The 16,520-nt window shown below is 58.4% G+C and carries 20 protein-coding genes and 1 pseudogene; 7 read left to right on the top strand and 14 right to left on the bottom strand.

Features of this window, described 5'->3' with window-relative positions:
- From AC2FNU_RS18875 to AC2FNU_RS18890, 4 genes and pseudogenes are all read right to left on the bottom strand, one after another.
- A pseudogene (locus AC2FNU_RS18875) lies at positions 1-252 on the bottom strand (DUF1499 domain-containing protein); the annotation flags it as partial.
- Positions 253-318: 66 nt separating this feature from the next.
- A complete protein-coding gene (speB, locus tag AC2FNU_RS18880) occupies positions 319-1,266 on the bottom strand; it encodes an agmatinase (protein ID WP_496791540.1) in 948 nt (315 codons plus the stop codon).
- A gap of 87 nt (positions 1,267-1,353) precedes the next feature.
- Positions 1,354-2,328: an agmatinase gene (speB, locus tag AC2FNU_RS18885; protein WP_496791544.1), complete on the bottom strand. Its 975-nt coding sequence runs from the start codon at positions 2,326-2,328 to the stop codon at positions 1,354-1,356.
- A gap of 12 nt (positions 2,329-2,340) precedes the next feature.
- A complete protein-coding gene (locus tag AC2FNU_RS18890; RefSeq protein ID WP_496791549.1) occupies positions 2,341-3,504 on the bottom strand; it encodes a M20 aminoacylase family protein in 1,164 nt (387 codons plus the stop codon).
- A gap of 66 nt (positions 3,505-3,570) precedes the next feature.
- On the opposite strand from AC2FNU_RS18890, the gene mazG reads away from it, so the two are divergent.
- From mazG to AC2FNU_RS18905, 3 genes are all read left to right on the top strand, one after another.
- Entirely contained in the window at positions 3,571-4,428 is an 858-nt protein-coding gene (mazG, locus tag AC2FNU_RS18895; RefSeq protein WP_496791605.1) for a nucleoside triphosphate pyrophosphohydrolase, read from the top strand.
- A 61-nt stretch (positions 4,429-4,489) separates the two neighbouring features.
- Entirely contained in the window at positions 4,490-5,431 is a 942-nt protein-coding gene (locus AC2FNU_RS18900; RefSeq protein WP_496791554.1) for a nucleoside hydrolase, read from the top strand.
- Positions 5,428-5,877 carry a GNAT family N-acetyltransferase gene (locus AC2FNU_RS18905; protein WP_496791559.1) on the top strand — a complete coding sequence of 150 codons (450 nt, stop codon included), beginning with the start codon at positions 5,428-5,430 and terminating at the stop codon, positions 5,875-5,877. The genes AC2FNU_RS18900 and AC2FNU_RS18905 overlap by 4 nt, the downstream gene beginning before the upstream one ends.
- Here the strand turns inward: AC2FNU_RS18905 and AC2FNU_RS18910 are convergent.
- From AC2FNU_RS18910 to AC2FNU_RS18935, 6 genes are all read right to left on the bottom strand, one after another.
- Positions 5,874-6,038, bottom strand: a complete 165-nt coding sequence (locus tag AC2FNU_RS18910) for a hypothetical protein (RefSeq protein ID WP_496791564.1) — start codon at positions 6,036-6,038, stop codon at positions 5,874-5,876. The two genes, AC2FNU_RS18905 and AC2FNU_RS18910, sit on opposite strands and share 4 nt — an antisense overlap.
- 140 nt (positions 6,039-6,178) lie before the next feature.
- Positions 6,179-6,616 carry a GNAT family N-acetyltransferase gene (locus tag AC2FNU_RS18915; protein ID WP_496791568.1) on the bottom strand — a complete coding sequence of 146 codons (438 nt, stop codon included), beginning with the start codon at positions 6,614-6,616 and terminating at the stop codon, positions 6,179-6,181.
- 150 nt (positions 6,617-6,766) lie between these two features.
- Complete coding sequence (gene eno / locus AC2FNU_RS18920; protein WP_496791572.1) at positions 6,767-8,044, bottom strand: phosphopyruvate hydratase; 1,278 nt, start codon at positions 8,042-8,044, stop codon at positions 6,767-6,769.
- 135 nt (positions 8,045-8,179) lie between these two features.
- Positions 8,180-9,058, bottom strand: coding sequence for a DMT family transporter (locus AC2FNU_RS18925; RefSeq protein WP_496791576.1), 879 nt, complete (start codon positions 9,056-9,058; stop codon positions 8,180-8,182).
- A gap of 112 nt (positions 9,059-9,170) precedes the next feature.
- Positions 9,171-9,605, bottom strand: a complete 435-nt coding sequence (locus tag AC2FNU_RS18930) for a Fur family transcriptional regulator (RefSeq protein ID WP_496791580.1) — start codon at positions 9,603-9,605, stop codon at positions 9,171-9,173.
- Between the two features lie 82 nt (positions 9,606-9,687).
- Entirely contained in the window at positions 9,688-10,392 is a 705-nt protein-coding gene (locus tag AC2FNU_RS18935; protein ID WP_496791585.1) for an endonuclease/exonuclease/phosphatase family protein, read from the bottom strand.
- A gap of 219 nt (positions 10,393-10,611) precedes the next feature.
- Between AC2FNU_RS18935 and AC2FNU_RS18940 the strand changes: the two genes are divergently transcribed.
- Positions 10,612-11,499: a DMT family transporter gene (locus AC2FNU_RS18940; RefSeq protein WP_496791587.1), complete on the top strand. Its 888-nt coding sequence runs from the start codon at positions 10,612-10,614 to the stop codon at positions 11,497-11,499.
- 14 nt (positions 11,500-11,513) lie between these two features.
- Here AC2FNU_RS18940 and AC2FNU_RS18945 read toward each other — a convergent pair whose 3' ends face one another.
- On the bottom strand, positions 11,514-12,932 hold the full coding sequence (locus AC2FNU_RS18945; RefSeq protein ID WP_496791590.1) for a protein adenylyltransferase SelO: 1,419 nt from the start codon (positions 12,930-12,932) through the stop codon (positions 11,514-11,516).
- A gap of 86 nt (positions 12,933-13,018) precedes the next feature.
- On the opposite strand from AC2FNU_RS18945, the gene AC2FNU_RS18950 reads away from it, so the two are divergent.
- From AC2FNU_RS18950 to AC2FNU_RS18960, 3 genes are all read left to right on the top strand, one after another.
- A complete protein-coding gene (locus AC2FNU_RS18950; protein ID WP_496791594.1) occupies positions 13,019-13,438 on the top strand; it encodes a cupin domain-containing protein in 420 nt (139 codons plus the stop codon).
- 96 nt (positions 13,439-13,534) lie between these two features.
- Positions 13,535-14,266, top strand: a complete 732-nt coding sequence (locus tag AC2FNU_RS18955; protein WP_496791606.1) for an extensin-like domain-containing protein — start codon at positions 13,535-13,537, stop codon at positions 14,264-14,266.
- 45 nt (positions 14,267-14,311) lie between these two features.
- Positions 14,312-15,202, top strand: coding sequence for a fatty acid desaturase (locus AC2FNU_RS18960; RefSeq protein WP_496791598.1), 891 nt, complete (start codon positions 14,312-14,314; stop codon positions 15,200-15,202).
- Between the two features lie 67 nt (positions 15,203-15,269).
- On the opposite strand, the gene AC2FNU_RS18965 is transcribed toward AC2FNU_RS18960, so the two are convergent.
- The 3 genes from AC2FNU_RS18965 to AC2FNU_RS18975 form a co-directional block, all read right to left on the bottom strand.
- Positions 15,270-15,731 (bottom strand): hypothetical protein, encoded by a 462-nt coding sequence (locus AC2FNU_RS18965; RefSeq protein WP_496791602.1) that lies wholly within the window; start codon positions 15,729-15,731, stop codon positions 15,270-15,272.
- Between the two features lie 9 nt (positions 15,732-15,740).
- The gene (locus tag AC2FNU_RS18970; RefSeq protein ID WP_496791603.1) at positions 15,741-16,031 is read right to left on the bottom strand and encodes a hypothetical protein; all 291 of its coding nucleotides are present in this window, start codon (positions 16,029-16,031) and stop codon (positions 15,741-15,743) included.
- Positions 16,032-16,109: 78 nt separating this feature from the next.
- Positions 16,110-16,520 (bottom strand): anhydro-N-acetylmuramic acid kinase (locus AC2FNU_RS18975; protein WP_496791604.1); only part of this gene is annotated, 411 nt, incomplete at its 5' end.

Consider the following 16,520-nt stretch of genomic DNA (forward strand, 5'->3'; position numbering starts at 1 on the left):
ATAGGTGATCATGCCTGCATCGAAGGACCCGGCCAAAACCGATGTGCGGGGCGTGGCGCGGATGATCTGGTCCAGCCGCTGCAACCCGTCGGGACCGGTTTCGACAACGCGCACCACACCGCCGGGCAGGTCCTGATCCACGGGTGCGACCGGTGCAACATGCCATTGTACGGGATCTGACGGGGCCAGACGAATGTATGCGCCCAGCCCGATCACAAGCGCGATCACTCCCCAAAGAACCATCTTTTTCATCCCGCGCTGTCCTTTTGAAGAAACCCTATGCGTATCAGGCGTCGGGGCAAGTCGTTCCGCCCCGCTTTACCGTGACGTCACCCCCGGCAGGATGCACAGCATCTCATAGATCAGGTTCGCTGCCGTCAGCGCCGTGTTGCCAGAGGGGTCATAGGGTGGTGAGACCTCGACCAGATCGCATCCCACCACGTTCACCCCCTGCAACGCATGGATCAGTTGCAGCGCCTGTGGTGTCGTCAGCCCGGCAATCTCTGGTGTGCCGGTGCCCGGAGCAAAGGCCGGATCCAGGCTGTCGATGTCATACGTGAAATAAACTGGATGCTCACCGACGGTCTTGCGAATCTGCGAGCCGATCTGGGTCAGGTTCTGCTGCCACAGCTCCCAGGCGGGGAACTGCCGGAATCCCCAATCCTTGGCCTCGGTAAAGTCCGAAGCCGCGTAGCCAGATCCACGAATGCCGATCTGAAAGGTTTTGTCAGGAACGATCAGCCCTTCTTCGTACGCGCGACGGAAAACGGTGCCGTGGGTTTCCTTTTCACCAAACATCTCGTCATTCACGTCCGCATGGGCATCCACATGCACCAGGGCCACCGGCCCGTGCTTGGCCGCAATCGCCCGCAGGATCGGCAAGGTGATCGAATGATCGCCCCCCATCGCCACCGGGATCACATTCTTTGCCAGTATCGCATCATAGCTTTCTTTGATGATCCTCAGGCTGTCCGACAATGAGAAAGTGTTGATCGCCAGATCCCCGATATCAGCGATCTGTAAACTGTCGAACGGGGCCGCCGACGTGGCCATGTTATAGGGCCGGATCATCGCGCTTTCGCTGCGGATCTGTTTCGGGCCAAACCGTGTGCCCGACCGCCATGAAGTGCCGATATCCATCGGAATGCCAAGCACCGCCACGTCCAGCCCCGCCAGAGACGCGGCCTGCGGAAGGCGCATAAACGTGTTCGGCCCGGAAAACCGCGCAAGATCGTTGCCGCTGACTGGTTGGTTGAATTCTGTCATGCGCGTGCCGCCCCATCCTTTTTTTCACGTCTTCCAGCACATACCGGAAGTATGGCTAACCAGAAGTTAACGCGTACCCCAACGGGTTTACTCTTTCGCCTTTGCCAACTTGTCCCAGCCCAGCAGACAGATGATCTGCGTCGCGACATGTGCCCCGGCAATCGCCGTTGCGCCGGATGTGTCAAAGGGTGGAGAGACCTCGACCACGTCTCCGCCTTTGATGTTGATACCGGCAATGTCGCGCAAGATGATCTGCGCTTGGATCGAACTGAGCCCGCCCCAGACAGGCGTGCCGGTGCCCGGCGCAAAGGCCGGATCCAGCCCGTCGATGTCGAAACTCAGGTAAACGGGGCTGTTGCCCAGTATACCTTTAATCTTTTGCGCAACGGCGGCGGGGCCTGCTTCATAGACCTCACGCGCGTCGATGATGTTTACGCCCAGCGTGTCCTCGTTGTGCGTGCGAATGCCAACCTGAACGGACCGCTTTGGGTCTACGATCCCAGACTTCACCGCCTTGTAGAACATGGTCCCATGATCAACGCGGGACATATCATCATCGGCCCAAGTGTCTGTGTGCGCATCGAATTGCAGCAATGACATGGGCCCGTATTTCTCGGCATAAGCTTTCAGGATCGGGAAACTGATATAGTGGTCCCCGCCCAGCGTGACAGACGCTACATCGGCCGCCAGAATGGTGCGGATATGATCGGTTAGCGTGTCGGGAAAGGCCGGGATATTGGCATAGTCATAAGCCATGTCTCCGTAGTCCACGATGGCCAGTTCGCTGAGCGCATCAAAAGGCCACCCATAAGGCGCGTCAGGTGATTGCAGGGCGCTGGCCTCGCGGATCGCACGCGGGCCAAGGCGCGTGCCGGGGCGGTTGGTGACGGCCTGATCAAAAGGCACCCCAGTCACCGCGATGTCCACGCCGCTTAGATCTTTGGTGTAGAGCCGTCGCAGGAACGAGGTCGCCCCGCCAAAGGTATTTTCATAAGACAACCCTTTCAGGTCCGGGTTGGTGAACGCCTCGTCCACCTGGTTCTTTGCGTCTTCCAGTGCCATCTGTTTACCCCATCAGCCCAACGGCTGCGCTTTTTCCACAATGCGTGCGAAAAAGGACGCGCCGACCGGTGCGATATCGTCGTTGAAGTTGTACTTGGGATGGTGCAGCCCTGCCCCATCGCCTTGCCCCAGAAACAGATACGCGCCGGGCCGTTCCTGCAGCATGTACGAGAAATCCTCAGCGCCCATTTCGCGACCAGCGTTGGCGATCACCCGATCCTCGCCCGCGACGTCGCGTGCCACGTCAGCAGCGAAGTTTGCTTTTTCGGCATCATTGATCGTTGCTGGATAATTGACATCATAGTCCAGTCTTGCCTCAACCCCGTAAGACACCGCCTGCCCCTGCACGATCTGCTCCATTCGCTCCATCACCATTTTCTGCACAGCCGGATCGAACGTGCGTACCGTTCCATTGATATAGGCCGTATCGGGAATCACGTTATTGACCGTGCCCGAATGGATTTGCGTGACCGAAACCACCAGATCGTCCAAGGCATAGTGGTTGCGGCTGACAATCGTCTGAATAGCTTGCGCGATGCCACAGGCCGCCATCACGGGGTCACGCGTTTCATGCGGCATGGCACCGTGGCCACCGACACCCTGGATATGAACCTCGAACGTATCAACTGCCGCCATGATCGGCCCGGGCGTGGTGTAGAACGCGCCTTCTGCAAATCCCGGCGCGTTATGCAGCGCATAGACCTGAGAAATGTCGAACCGCTCCATGATGCCCTCTTCCACCATCACGCCAGCACCGCCGCCTTCTTCCTCGGCAGGCTGAAAGATCAGTGCGACACGGCCACGGAAATTCCGCGTTTCGGCCAGATAGCGCGCAGCCCCCAGCAGCATCGTTGTGTGCCCGTCATGCCCGCAGGCATGCATCTTGCCCGGATGTGTCGACGCGTACTCCACCCCGGTTTCCTCGGCGATGGGCAGAGCGTCCATATCCGCGCGCAGGCCGATGGTCGGGCCATCCGCCTGCCCGTTGATGATCGCAACCATTCCGGTTTTGGCGATACCTTCATGCAGTTCATCCACCCCGAACTCGCGCAGCCGCTCGGCCACAAAACCCGCCGTTTCATGGCATTCGAACTCCAGTTCGGGGATCGTGTGCAAGTGCTGGCGCCATGCAGCCATGTCGGCTGAGAAATCGGCAATTCGGTTGACGACGGGCATCTGGGGTGGACTCCTGATCGGGACTGCGGAATGGATGCATCTGACACCGGAACGAAAGGGTTCGCAATGGCCGAAAATCCTCTGATCCACGACAGCGATGCTGGTATCGAACGTTTGCTGGAAATCATGCGTCGCCTGCGCGATCCGCAAAGTGGCTGCCCGTGGGATATCGAGCAGGATTTCGCGACCATTGCGCCCTATACGATTGAAGAGGCGTATGAAGTCGCCGACGCCATCGAACGTGAAGCCTATGATGAGCTGAAAGGAGAGTTGGGCGACCTGTTGTTCCAATCCGTCTTTCACGCGCAAATGGCCGAAGAGGCCGGTCATTTCACCTTTCAGGACGTGGTTCGAACCATGTCGGACAAGATGGTCAGCCGCCATCCGCATGTGTTTGGTGACGAATCCCGCGACAAGTCAGCCGATCAGCAGACCAGGGATTGGGAAGCAATCAAGGCCGCCGAGCGTGCAGGTAAGGAACAAAAGGGCGCGTTGGACGGTGTCGCGGCGAACCTTCCCGCCCTGCTGCGCGCGCACAAACTGCAAAAACGTGCGGCCCGCGTGGGATTCGACTGGCCCGATGCCAGCCATGTGCTGGCCAAGATCACCGAAGAAGCGGCTGAACTGGAAGAAGCGCGCGATACGATGGACGCCGATGCATTGGAGGACGAATTCGGCGATCTCCTGTTTGTGATAGTCAATCTGGGTCGCCATCTGGGTATCGAACCCGAAGCCGCCCTGCGCCGCACCAATGCCAAGTTCACCCGCCGCTTTGAACAGGTCGAAGCCCGCTTGGCCGAGCGCGGCAAAACCCCCGCGCAAAGCGATCTTGCTGAAATGGATGCGCTTTGGGACGAGGTTAAAACCGAAGAGCATCGCGCCAATGGCAAACTCCCGCCGGTGGACGCGCCGACCGGGGCCTGAAACTGCTGGACAAGTGCGGTGACACTTGCGAGTGTCCGCGCTTCAAGACCCCGGAGGCACAATGGCACCGCGCAAAATCATCATCGACACCGACCCCGGACAAGACGACGCCGTCGCCATCCTGCTGGCCCTGGCCAGCCCGGATGAGATCGAGGTTCTGGGCATCACGGCCGTTGCCGGAAATGTGCCGCTGACGCTGACCGCCAAGAACGCGCGCATCGTCTGCGAACTGGCAGACCGGACGGATGTACCTGTCTATGCGGGCTGCGACCGCCCTCTGATCCGCCCTCTGGTCACGGCAGAACATGTACATGGCAAAACCGGGTTGGACGGACCCGTTCTGCCAGACCCTGAAATGCCTCTGGCGGACGGACATGCGGTTGATTTCATCATCGAGACGCTGCGCAAACATGAAGCAGGCACCGTGACTCTTTGCCCGTTGGGGCCGCTGACCAACATCGCAATGGCGTTCCGCAAGGCCCCCGACATCGTCGATCGGGTGCAGGAAATCGTTCTGATGGGCGGTGCCTATTTCGAAGTGGGCAACATCACCCCCACGGCCGAATTCAACATCCATGTCGACCCGGAAGCCGCTGATATTGTTTTCAGATCCGGCAGGCCCATCGTGGTCATGTCGCTGGATGTCACTCACAAGGCGCTGGTCACCAAACCCCGTAATGATGCGTTCCGGGCATTGGGAAACAAGGTCGGCATTGCAGTGGCGGAAATGACCGACTTTTTTGAACGCTTCGACAAGGAAAAATACGGCAGTGCGGGTGCCCCTCTGCATGACCCCTGCGTGACCGCTTATCTGATACGGCCCGAATTGTTCTCGGGCCGTCATGTAAATGTCGAGGTTGAGACCCGGTCGGAACTGACCATGGGCATGACTGTCGCCGATTGGTGGGGCGTGACTGACCGTGCACCCAATGCGCTGTTTGTTGGCGACCTCGACGCGGACGGCTTTTTTGCCCTGCTGACAGAAAGGCTGGCCCGACTATGAGCGCCGCTCTGCGCCTTGCGCGCCCCGAAGATCTGGACCGCCTGATGGCGCTGGTTACTGCGTTTCACACCGAAGCGCGGATCGAACAGGACGCCGACAAGACCCGAAACGCCCTGGCCCCCTTGCTGGAAGGCATCCCCCATGGCTGTGTCTATCTGATTGGCCCGGGACGCGCGCCGTTGGGCTATATCATCCTGACCTTTGGCTGGTCAGTCGAGTTCGGCGGCATGGACGGGTTCGTAGATGAAATCTATATCCGCCCTGCCGTACGCGGCCGTGGCATCGCCACCGAGGTTTTACTGGATCTTCCAAAAGCACTGGCCGGAGCAGGTCTGACCGCGCTTCACCTTGAAGTGGACAGAACCAACGAGGCCGCTCAGAAACTGTACCTGCGTACCGGGTTCAGACCCCGCGATAAGTACATGCTGATGAGCAAGGCGCTTTAGCGCGATTCTCCCCGGAAGATATTGGCGGGATTCATATCCTGAACCGGATCATTCGCCGATACTTCTTCCCCGGTTATCGGGTAGGTTCCCGGACCCGCACACGCGGACAGAATGGTAATGGACGTTGCGGCGATCATCAGAAGGAATTTTGATACAGACATCTTAGCCCCCTTTCTGCAATGAACCGAGGTTACGGGATTCAGAGTGGACTTTGTTAGTAACAAGTTCACACATAATTATTTTTAAGCTGACTTACCGCGATCAAAGCAGGCCATGACGGCGAGTAACGCGCTGATTAAATTCATTTATCGATATTTTTACTTTTTTTGACTTCCGTGAGTGGCATTTCAAAAAAAAGAAGGTTGTCTTGGGCAACTTCCGGAACCTCGTAGTAAGCGTCGCGCAAATGGAACCCCAAAGACAGGTATAACCGAGTCGCGGTTTTCAGCGGTTTTCCGGTGTCCATCCGGATATGATCGAAGCCAAGATCCCGACAGGTTTCAATCAGCGACAGCATGATCGCACACCCTGCGCCAGACCCTCTTGCCGCATCCGTCACATACACCCGCTTTATCTCGGCCACGCCGGGCGCGATTGTATGAAACATGCCGCAACCAATCGGCTCTCCTTCCAGCATGGCCAACTTGATTCCACCGTCGGGCGGTGCGTGATCCACCTCGATTGCGTCCATTAAACGGGCGTATTTGTCCCTGGGGTAAAATGTTTTGACGATCTGCACGGATCGCTCATCCAGGGTCAGCAGGAAATCCCGGTAGTCCCAACACAAACGCCGAACCGCGTTTAGCTGGTCCGGCGTTTCTGGTTCAATAATTTTCAGCAAGACGTGACCCCCGGATATCGTCCGAGATTCAGCCTAGCACCAGACGGGTCATTTGCGAAGAATCGACGCTCCCGCATATTCCGCAACTTCGCCCAGCGATTCCTCAATGCGGATCAGCTGGTTGTATTTGGCCAAGCGGTCCGACCGCGCCAGCGAGCCGGTTTTGATCTGACCGCAATTGGTCGCCACAGCCAGATCGGCGATGGTGGCGTCCTCGGTCTCGCCCGAGCGGTGGGACATCACGTTGGTGTAACGCGCGCGGTGGGCCATATCGACTGCGCGCAGGGTCTCGGTCAGCGAACCGATCTGGTTCACCTTGACCAGCATCGAGTTCGCACAGCCGCGTTCGATCCCTTCGGCTAGACGTGCGGGGTTGGTCACGAACAGGTCGTCACCCACAAGCTGCACCTTGTCGCCGATGGCGTCGGTCAGGGCTTTCCAGCCGTCCCAGTCATCCTCGGACATGCCGTCTTCGATCGAGATGATCGGATAGTCGTTGACCAACGCCGCCAGATAGGCTGCGTTTTCTTCGGAAGACAGTGAAATCCCCTCACCTGCCAGAACGTATTTGCCGTCTTTGAAGTATTCCGTCGCTGCGCAGTCCAACGCCAGGTGGATTTCCTCACCCGGTTTGTAACCTGCTTTTTCGATGGATTTCAGAATGAAATCCAACGCCTCGCGCGTGGATGCGATGTTCGGTGCAAAGCCACCCTCATCACCAACTCCGGTGGCCAGACCAGCTGCCGAGAGCTCTTTCTTCAGTGTATGAAACACCTCGGACCCCATGCGCACCGCCTCGCGGATATTTGCGGCCGAGGTCGGCATAATCATGAATTCCTGAATGTCGATCGGGTTGTCCGCGTGCTCTCCGCCATTGATGATATTCATCATCGGCACCGGCAGAACGCGGGCCGAGGTGCCGCCCACATAGCGATACAGCGGCTGTGTGGTGAAATCTGCTGCGGCCTTGGCCGTGGCCAGCGAGACACCCAGAATGGCGTTTGCGCCCAAACGACCCTTATTTTCGGTTCCGTCCAGCTCAATCATCGCCTGATCGATGGCCACCTGTTCTGTTGCGTCAAAACCTACAAGTTCTTCGGCGATCTCGCCATTCACGGCAGCGACAGCCTCAAGTACGCCCTTACCCATGTAACGCGCCTTGTCACCGTCGCGCTTTTCAACGGCTTCATACGCGCCTGTGGACGCACCGGACGGTACCGCCGCGCGGCCCATGGTGCCGTCTTCCAGAATCACATCAACCTCAACTGTCGGGTTGCCCCGGCTGTCCAGAATTTCGCGTGCGTGGATGTCGATTATAGTGCTCATGAGGCCTGTCCCTATGGCTGCAGTCGTTGCACGCGTCATAGCAGCACCGGCCCAAAAGTAAACCGTTTCCGTTAACGCTAACACGCATATTTACGGCCCTTTAGGGCTAACAGTTTTCTGTTTGCGCCAACAAGATCAGGCTGGAACAAGTTCGCGGGCCAATCTCCGTTCGCGGACAAAGGTGTACAGGCCAGACCCGATGATAAGGGTCGCGCCCGCCATTGTCAGAATATCTGGCCGCTCACCAAACATCAGCATCCCCGCAAGGATCGAAAACACCAGACGTGTGTAACGGAACGGCATAAGAGCCGACGCTTCGCCCACGCGCATTGCAGTAACAATGCCGTAATATCCAATCACACCAAACCCTGCGGCGCCCAAATATGGCAGGGCCTGTCCATCCTGAAGTGGTGTGAAGGATGCACCGGACATCGCCATCAAAAGGCCCCCGGCCAGCGCAACGGCGATATAGGCCTGCATTGCCACAACGGTCGAGGCCACGCGCACATCCAGTTTGCGCGTGATCAGATCCCGTGCCGCAATGGCAATGACGGTCAACACCACAAACAGGGATTCGGGTTGGAATCCTTCCAAACCGGGGCGAATGATCATCAGAACACCGATGAAACCAACACCAATGGCGCTCCAGCGCCGCCAGCCAACCTGTTCACCCAGAAACAGTGCCGCCCCCATCGTGACAGCAAGCGGCATGGCCTGAAACACGGCGGCGACCGTCGACAGATCGATCAAAGACAGTGCCGTCACAAACGTCACTGCGCCGATCCCTTCGGTTGCCGCGCGTACCATTGGCAGCAATTTCCACGCCACCGGATCAAAAATCCGCTTGCGCGAGACCAGCGACAAAACCGCAAACACGAACCCGCAGACCAGACCGAGGAACACCATGATCTGCCCGGTCGGCACAGAGACCGACAAGACCTTGATGAACAAATCTTCAAGTGCAAAGGCCGCCATCGACCCTATGAGCAGCAGAATGCCGTTTACGTTGTTCATATGCGCGTCCACAGGAAAAGGGCACTTCGGGTGCCTATTGTGCACAACAACCTGATGCGGCGGCGTCGGGCAAGACAATTCCAGTCACGCGTGATGAATTAACGTGAGGAGATCAATCGCATTTCGTGATGGGACAGTCTTGTTCCAGCGGCACGCCGTACAGTTCCAGCCGGTGGCCTTTCAGCTTATATCCAAGCTTTGCCGCGATTTTTTCCTGCAGGGCTTCGATCTCGGGGTCGACAAACTCGATAACTTCGCCCGATTGCATGTCGATCAGGTGGTCATGGTGATCACGCTCGGCATCTTCATACCGCGCGCGCCCATCGCCAAATTCCAGACGTTCCAGAATCCCGGCCTCTTCAAACAGTTTGACCGTCCGGTAGACCGTCGCAATCGAGATACCTTTGTCGACGGCAGAGGCACGCGCATAGAGTTCTTCGACATCCGGATGGTCGTCGCTTTGCTCCAGCACCTGCGCGATGATCCTTCTTTGACCGGTCATGCGCAGGCCTTTGGCCTCACAACGCCCAATAATCGTATCCGACATGATGCCCCTCAGTCTTGCTCGGGTCTCTGTCTTAGTATGTCTGCGCGGATTTCGCCACAGGGATTTCTGCTTTCCCGTGAACTTAAGCAGCACGTGTCAGATCGGCCCACACAGGCAGGTGATCCGATGCGATATGGGCCGGGCGCGCATTGTGAACCCCATGCGCAGTGGCCTTTACCCCTGCGCCCAGCGCGATCCGGTCCAGTGCGCCCAAGGGTTGGGCCGCAGGAAAGCTGGGTCGGGGCGGCAGAAAGCTCATCTCGGGCGCAAGATGGTCCAGAACCGGTTGCCTTGACCATTCGTTGAAATCTCCGGCCCAGACGGTTGGCATCTGGTCAAGATCGTCATCACAGCGCCGGATATGCGAAATCTGCTGTCGTCGGGACGCAGGCAATAGCCCCAAATGCATTCCCATGACACGCAGCGGTCCGATTTGCGTTTCAAACTCGACCCGGACCGCGCCGCGCGGTTCCAACCCCGGCAACTCGTGGTGCCCTGTCTGCCTGACTGAAATCTCCGCACCTCGCCAGATGACCGCATTGCCATGCCACCCAAGGCTTCCCGCCCCGCCCAGATCGACGATCTGCCAACCCGCCTCATCCAACATGAAATGCGGCAATGCCGCAGGGCGCGGCGGCAAGCGCTTGTCAGCCTCTTGCAATACAACGATATCGGCTTGTATGTGTTCGATAACCTGAAGGATGCGCTGCGGTTGACGCCGGAAATCCAGCCCGAGGCATTTCTGGATGTTGTAACTGGCGATACGCAGGGTTGAAGACGGTTTCATAAAGGCTGGACCAATGGGCTTGCACCCAAAGTGCCACGTCTGTCGCCGTGCACAACCCCTCTGTGATGTCGCGCTGCGATAGTTTCGTAAGAAATCTTCACGCTCTGCCCGATAAACTGGCAAAGGAACTCTAAACCCTCACTTGTGGATTGTTCCCATTGTTGCTGTGCTCTATCCGATTGCAAGAGAATGGCCACCCGCAGCAAGAAACGGGGCTGAATGGAACTGCATCAGACACAGCCGGACAACAGCACACGCGCCAGCCTGGTTCTGGTCATGGGCGGCGCGCTATGGGGGCTCTATTGGATCCCGGTGCGGTTCTTTCTGGATCAGGGCCTGACCGGCCCGTGGCCCGGGATTGTCATGTACTGCGCGGCCCTGATCGCTTTGCTTCCGTTTGTTTGGAGCGACCGGCAAACGCTGGTGCGGGAATGGCGCAACCTGATGCTCAGCGGAATGTTCACCGGTGCTGCGTTCAGCCTGTATTCCATCAGCCTTGTGTATACCGACGTCGTGCGGTCGATCCTGCTGTTCTACCTCACCCCGATCTGGGGCACGGTATTGGGCGTTTTGTTTCTGGGCGAACGTCTCAGCCTCATGCGCCTTGCTGGTCTATTCTGCGGGTTGGGCGGCCTGTTTGTTGTTCTGGGTGGTTCCGGTTTCGTGCCCTGGCCGCGGAACATGGGCGACTGGCTGGCATTGGCTTCGGGCATATGCTGGGCCTTGGGTACGCTGGGCCTTTACCGCGCCAGCCGCATTTCGATTTCAGGGCAGGTCTTTGCCTTTGTATTCGGTGCGCTGATCCTGTCCCTGTTCAGCCTTCCATTGCTGGGCGAGCAGGTTTGGCCATCCATCTCGCACAGCGAGACGATCCGCGTTCTTCTGCTTGCTCTGCTGTCGGCATTCTACATTCTCCCCATGATCTACATGACGATTTGGCCTGCGACAAAGCTTTCCCCATCAAAGGTCGGCCTGCTGCTGATGAGCGAAGTGGTCGTCGGCATAGCCTCAGCCGCCGTGCTGTCCGGAGAACCCTTTGGCCTGCGTGAGTTTCTGGGCGCTGCGCTAATCGTCAGCGCCGCAGTGTTGGAGATTGTGCGAAAGTAGTGTCGCCCTATCGGTCACGTGCCACAGAAGGTTGCGTGCACCACTTCGTTCTTGGCCGGGGGCCGTTTCAGATCTGCGGCATCATCCTGATCATCATAAGGCCGTGCGAGGACGGCGTTCAGCCGATGGAACGGCGCGTAATCCCCTTGCACCGCCGCTTGGATCATCTGCTCGACACGGTGGTTGCGCGGAATGAACGCCGGGTTCGCAGTGGCCATTACGTCCATCGGTTGCGCTTCACGCTCCAATCGTGCGCGCCAGCCCTCGGCCCAACTGTCATAGCTCGCCGGGTCAACAAATTGATCCCGCGCGGCATCGCTGCCCAGCGCCCGGAAGGTATTGGTGAAATCCGCCTGCCCTTCGGCCATGCGTTTCAGAAGATCCGTCACAAGCTCCAGATCACCGTCTTCGTCAGCCGTCAGACCGATTTTGGCCCGGAACAGGGTCAACCAGTTCTGCTGCAAAAGTTCCGGCATGGCATGAACGATCTCGGTCGCCTGTTCGACAGCGGCCTCCTTGTCATCCATCTGCTGAATCAGGGACGTTGCCAACTGCGCCAGATTCCACACGGCAATGTCGGGCTGGTTCGAATAGGCATAGCGCCCCATCCGGTCAATCGAGCTGTAGACCGTGTTGGGATGATAGGTGTCCATGAAAGCGCAAGGGCCATAATCAATCGTTTCACCCGCGATCGAGCAATTGTCGGTGTTCATCACCCCGTGAATGAACCCCACGCTCATCCACTGCGCGATCAGCCGGGCCTGCGCGTCCCGCACTGCCCGCAACAGGCCCATTGAACCCTCAGCTTCGGGATAGTGCCGTGCGATGGCGTATTCCGTCAGTTGGCGCAAACTGTCCAATTGCCCCCGAGCCGCAAAAACCTGAAACGTGCCCACCCGCAGATGGCTGCTGGCCACGCGCGTCAGCACAGCGCCGGGCATCGGGCCTTCGCGAAACACCGTCTCACCCGTTTCCACAGCCGCCAGAGCACGCGTGGTCGGGACGCCCAGCGCGTGCATCGCCTCGGACACCACATATTCGCGCAGAACCGGGCCCAGCCACGCCCGACCATCACCACGGCGCGAAAACGGCGTGGGGCCCGAGCCTTTCAGCTGTATGTCCCGGCGCACCCCATCTGTGCCTACAGTTTCGCCCAGCAACACCGCACGCCCATCCCCCAATTGAGGGTTATACTGTCCGAACTGGTGCCCCGAATACAGCTGCGCGATGGGTTCGGCACCAGCAGGCAGACGATTGCCGGCAAAAGCCTCGGCCATGTCCTGCACATCGCCGGGTGCAATTTGCAGCAACTTCGCCAAATCGTCGTTGAACGCGATCATCTGTGGCGCACGGACGGGAACCGGTGCCTGCCGCGCAAAAAATGCATCCGGCAGACGGGCATAGGTGTTATCGAAGGGGATCGTCAGGGTCATGTCGCACTACATATTGTTCGGGCGCACGAATACCATAGCGGATCGTAGATTGCCGTGCATAATCGCGCCGAACCAAGAGGGCACTCATGACCGCACAAGACATTATCGACCACCTGAACCTGCAACGTCATCCCGAAGGCGGGTGGTATGCTGAAACCTGGCGCGCCAGCAACGCAGGTCGCCCCACCGGCACCTGCATCTATTTTCTGTTGCAGGCCGGTGAAAGCAGTCACTGGCACCGGGTCGACGCCACCGAGATATGGCTCTACCACGCGGGCGCACCGCTGGTTCTGTCGCTCAGCGCGACAGATAAGGGCCCCGCCGCTGATCACCTTCTCACACCTGACCTGTCCAAAGGCGCACCGCAGTTGATCGCTCCGAAAGGCCATTGGCAGGCAGCGCGCAGCACGGGCGATTACACATTGGTCAGCTGCGCGGTTTCTCCCGGCTTTGATTTCGAAGGTTTTGAGCTGGCCGCACCGGGTTTTGACATCCCAAGGGAATAGCCCGCCCCAAGAAATCTCTGAAAAGTTGAGTTTACAGACAGCCCAGCTTTGACCATCCTGTATCTGTAACCGTGTGTGACGGAGTATCGAGTGAGCATGAAGCAGGTCTGTCTGACTGTTCTGTTTGCCTGCCTTGGTGCAGGGATCGCAAGCGCCAGCCCGGACTGTGCAGATTCAGGCGAAGCGCTGGATGTTTCATTGCCCAGCGAGGCCACAACGACCGAACCAGCCGCGCAGACGCCCGAAGACCTGTCCCCATGCGCGGCCATGCAATTGGAACAAGGGCGCGAGCGGATGCGCGAACGCGGGGCCGTCTGCGGCGACTGGACGATTTTGGGCGAAACACGCAAAACCCTGATAAGCAAGGCTCGGGGCTGCGGCATCGCCAAACCGGTTCGGGTCTACCGGATCTCAGATGTTGCCCTCAGTCAGTTTTCACTGATGGATTGTCAGACGGCGGTCACGCTGAAAACATGGATCGAAACCGTTGCCAAACCGGCCTTTGCCGATATGGGCGGCGGGCTCAAGGGGATGCGGGTTGTGGGGCACTACGCTTGCAAGACCCAGAACAACCAGCCACGCGCGCGCCTGTCCCAACATGCACGCGGGCGGGCCATCGATATTTCAACCTTTGTCCTTCAGGACGGGACACAAATCACGGTGAAGGACGGGTGGACAGACAAGACCCAAAGCGCGGTTTTACGCGAGCTGCATAGTGGTGCCTGTGGTGTGTTCAGTACCGTGCTGGGCCCGGACGCTGACCGCTATCACGTTGGACATTTTCACTTTGATACAGCCCAGCGCAAAGGCGCTCCGGTTTGCCGTTAGCCCTTCGGGCTTGACCGGGCATTTACCGGGTTTCACGATGCCCATATGGACCACAAAGACCTGATCGCTTCTCTGCCCGCAGAGACCAAGGACCGATTGCAACGCCGGTCGAACACCGCCGGGCTGAGGCATCTGTTGATTTATCTGGCAGCGCTAGCGACCCTGAGCGCCGCAATCGTGGCGCAAATCCCGTTCTGGCCGGTCTTGATTCTGCCGCAAGGCGTTTTGCTGGTGTTTCTCTTTACACTCAGCCACGAATGCACCCACAAGACCCCTTTTCGAACAAGTTGGCTGAACGATGTGGTCGGACATCTGGTCTCGGTGCCAATTGCCCTGCCCTTTACGTGGTTCCGGTATTTCCATCTGGCCCACCACAAATGGACCAACGACCCCAAACGCGACCCGGAGTTGGATGGAAAACCGCGCCCCGAGAACTGGGCTGACCTGCTGATTTACCTAAGCGGTTGGACCTATTGGAGCGGAATGGCAAAGGTGCTGGTTCAAAACGCAAGCGGCCACCTGGATGCCCCTTACCTTCCGAAACGCCAACACAAGGCGATGAAGGCCGAAGCGCGCATTCTGCTTGGCCTCTATGCCTTGACGCTCATCAGCCTGACCTACAGCACGACACTGTTCTGGGTCTGGCTTCTTCCGGTGCTGGTCGCTCAACCCGTTTTACGCCTTTACCTGCTGGCCGAGCATGGCCTCTGCCCGCCGGTGGCAAACATGCTCGAAAACTCGCGCACCACCTTCACCAACCGGGTCTTACGGTTTCTGGCCTGGAACATGCCGTACCACGCCGAGCATCACTCCTTTCCAAACGTCCCGTTCCACCACTTGCCCGAGCTGCACAACTGGACACGCGCGCACCTGAAATCCACATCCAACGGCTACACGGAATTCACCAAAGACTACGCCCGAACGCTCAACTCATAAGATCCGTTCTTCATCTGGCCCCAAATACCTCGGGGGAGGCACGCTTGCGCGACGGGGGCAGCGCCCCCTATTCGCCGCTTCGGCTTTTGATCAACATGCTGATCAAAGGCACCAACACTGTCGTCATCGAACCCAATGGATTCGCCCCGATGCTTTTGACCGCCTGCACAACTTCGCGCGCTTCGGTCGCCATCTCTTCCAGCTCATCCTCGATATCAGCAATGGCCATGTCGCGAACTTCAACCGCCGGGGCAACTTCATCCTCAACGCTACTGCGTCGCGCGAACAAGACCAGCAGACAGGCAAACGCAAGATTGCCAAGTGCCAATAATGCGGCAGCCGAGGCAGGAGACATGGAGTTTTGCAGAGCAAAGAACAAAGCAACGTTCCCAAGCACCAACGCGGACAGGGCGGCAATGCCCGCGATCCCCATCAAAATAGTCTGCTGTTGAACCACGGCCAGACGGCGACGGGCGATCAGACGCTCCGTCCGATAGATCGTCACCAGATTTCTGCTCAATCTGCTCATGGGTCCCTCCTAACCTTGCGCGCGTCCGACAACGTATCCCAGCGAAAACGCAATAATTAACGCAGTAATCGGATAATCCTTTTGCAAGCGACCGAATTCCTCGACCACGTCCTCTCCCAGGGACTGAGCCTTACTCAGATCGATTCCATGCTCTTCAAGCAGTTTTCGGATTTCATCTGATGTCTTGGCGCGCTCGGGCTGGTCCTCGGGCTCCGGGTCCTGTTCGACCTGCGCCTCCAACGTCGCGTTGCGCTGCCGTAATTTCTCTAACTCTGTTTCAAGCTCTGCTTTGGTCGCCATAATGCCTTGCCCTCAATCCATGGGTCCGAGGCAACCGTCGCACAACAAGTTGTTTTTTTGAACTGTTTTTGGGTGACGCTACCCAACGGCATCCATCGAGACTGAGCTGACGACCCCACCCCCGACCAGCGCCTGAACACCGGTTGTGCCGGGGCACGAGGTTGGCAGGCCCCGCGCCACGCGTACCGCCAGATAGGCAAAGGCCTGCGCCTCGAGCATATCTCCATCCAGTCCCACCGCCTCAACCGGCTCGACCGGGCAATCCAGCGACACGCGCAACATCTCCATCAAAACCGGATTATGCCGCCCGCCACCGGTGACCAGCACACAGGACGGAGGTTTCGGGCAATGCTCCATCCCCTGCACGACGCCGGCGGCACACATGCCGGTCAGGGTCGCCACGGCATCGGCATCGTTCAATTCCTGCACCAGACCTATCATTTCCGAAAAGTCATTCCGATCCAACGATTTCGGCGGCATCCGGGCGAA

Source organism: Ruegeria sp. BHSB064, assembly GCF_059613205.1.

Coding starts and splice junctions, on each gene's coding strand:
- speB (WP_496791540.1), bottom strand. CDS start 1,266: ATGACAGAATTCAACCAACCAGTCAGCGGCAACGATCTTGCGCGGTTT.
- speB (WP_496791544.1), bottom strand. CDS start 2,328: ATGGCACTGGAAGACGCAAAGAACCAGGTGGACGAGGCGTTCACCAAC.
- AC2FNU_RS18890 (WP_496791549.1), bottom strand. CDS start 3,504: ATGCCCGTCGTCAACCGAATTGCCGATTTCTCAGCCGACATGGCTGCA.
- mazG (WP_496791605.1), top strand. CDS start 3,571: ATGGCCGAAAATCCTCTGATCCACGACAGCGATGCTGGTATCGAACGT.
- AC2FNU_RS18900 (WP_496791554.1), top strand. CDS start 4,490: ATGGCACCGCGCAAAATCATCATCGACACCGACCCCGGACAAGACGAC.
- AC2FNU_RS18905 (WP_496791559.1), top strand. CDS start 5,428: ATGAGCGCCGCTCTGCGCCTTGCGCGCCCCGAAGATCTGGACCGCCTG.
- AC2FNU_RS18910 (WP_496791564.1), bottom strand. CDS start 6,038: ATGTCTGTATCAAAATTCCTTCTGATGATCGCCGCAACGTCCATTACC.
- eno (WP_496791572.1), bottom strand. CDS start 8,044: ATGAGCACTATAATCGACATCCACGCACGCGAAATTCTGGACAGCCGG.
- AC2FNU_RS18925 (WP_496791576.1), bottom strand. CDS start 9,058: ATGAACAACGTAAACGGCATTCTGCTGCTCATAGGGTCGATGGCGGCC.
- AC2FNU_RS18930 (WP_496791580.1), bottom strand. CDS start 9,605: ATGTCGGATACGATTATTGGGCGTTGTGAGGCCAAAGGCCTGCGCATG.
- AC2FNU_RS18935 (WP_496791585.1), bottom strand. CDS start 10,392: ATGAAACCGTCTTCAACCCTGCGTATCGCCAGTTACAACATCCAGAAA.
- AC2FNU_RS18940 (WP_496791587.1), top strand. CDS start 10,612: ATGGAACTGCATCAGACACAGCCGGACAACAGCACACGCGCCAGCCTG.
- AC2FNU_RS18945 (WP_496791590.1), bottom strand. CDS start 12,932: ATGACCCTGACGATCCCCTTCGATAACACCTATGCCCGTCTGCCGGAT.
- AC2FNU_RS18950 (WP_496791594.1), top strand. CDS start 13,019: ATGACCGCACAAGACATTATCGACCACCTGAACCTGCAACGTCATCCC.
- AC2FNU_RS18955 (WP_496791606.1), top strand. CDS start 13,535: ATGAAGCAGGTCTGTCTGACTGTTCTGTTTGCCTGCCTTGGTGCAGGG.
- AC2FNU_RS18960 (WP_496791598.1), top strand. CDS start 14,312: ATGGACCACAAAGACCTGATCGCTTCTCTGCCCGCAGAGACCAAGGAC.
- AC2FNU_RS18965 (WP_496791602.1), bottom strand. CDS start 15,731: ATGAGCAGATTGAGCAGAAATCTGGTGACGATCTATCGGACGGAGCGT.
- AC2FNU_RS18970 (WP_496791603.1), bottom strand. CDS start 16,031: ATGGCGACCAAAGCAGAGCTTGAAACAGAGTTAGAGAAATTACGGCAG.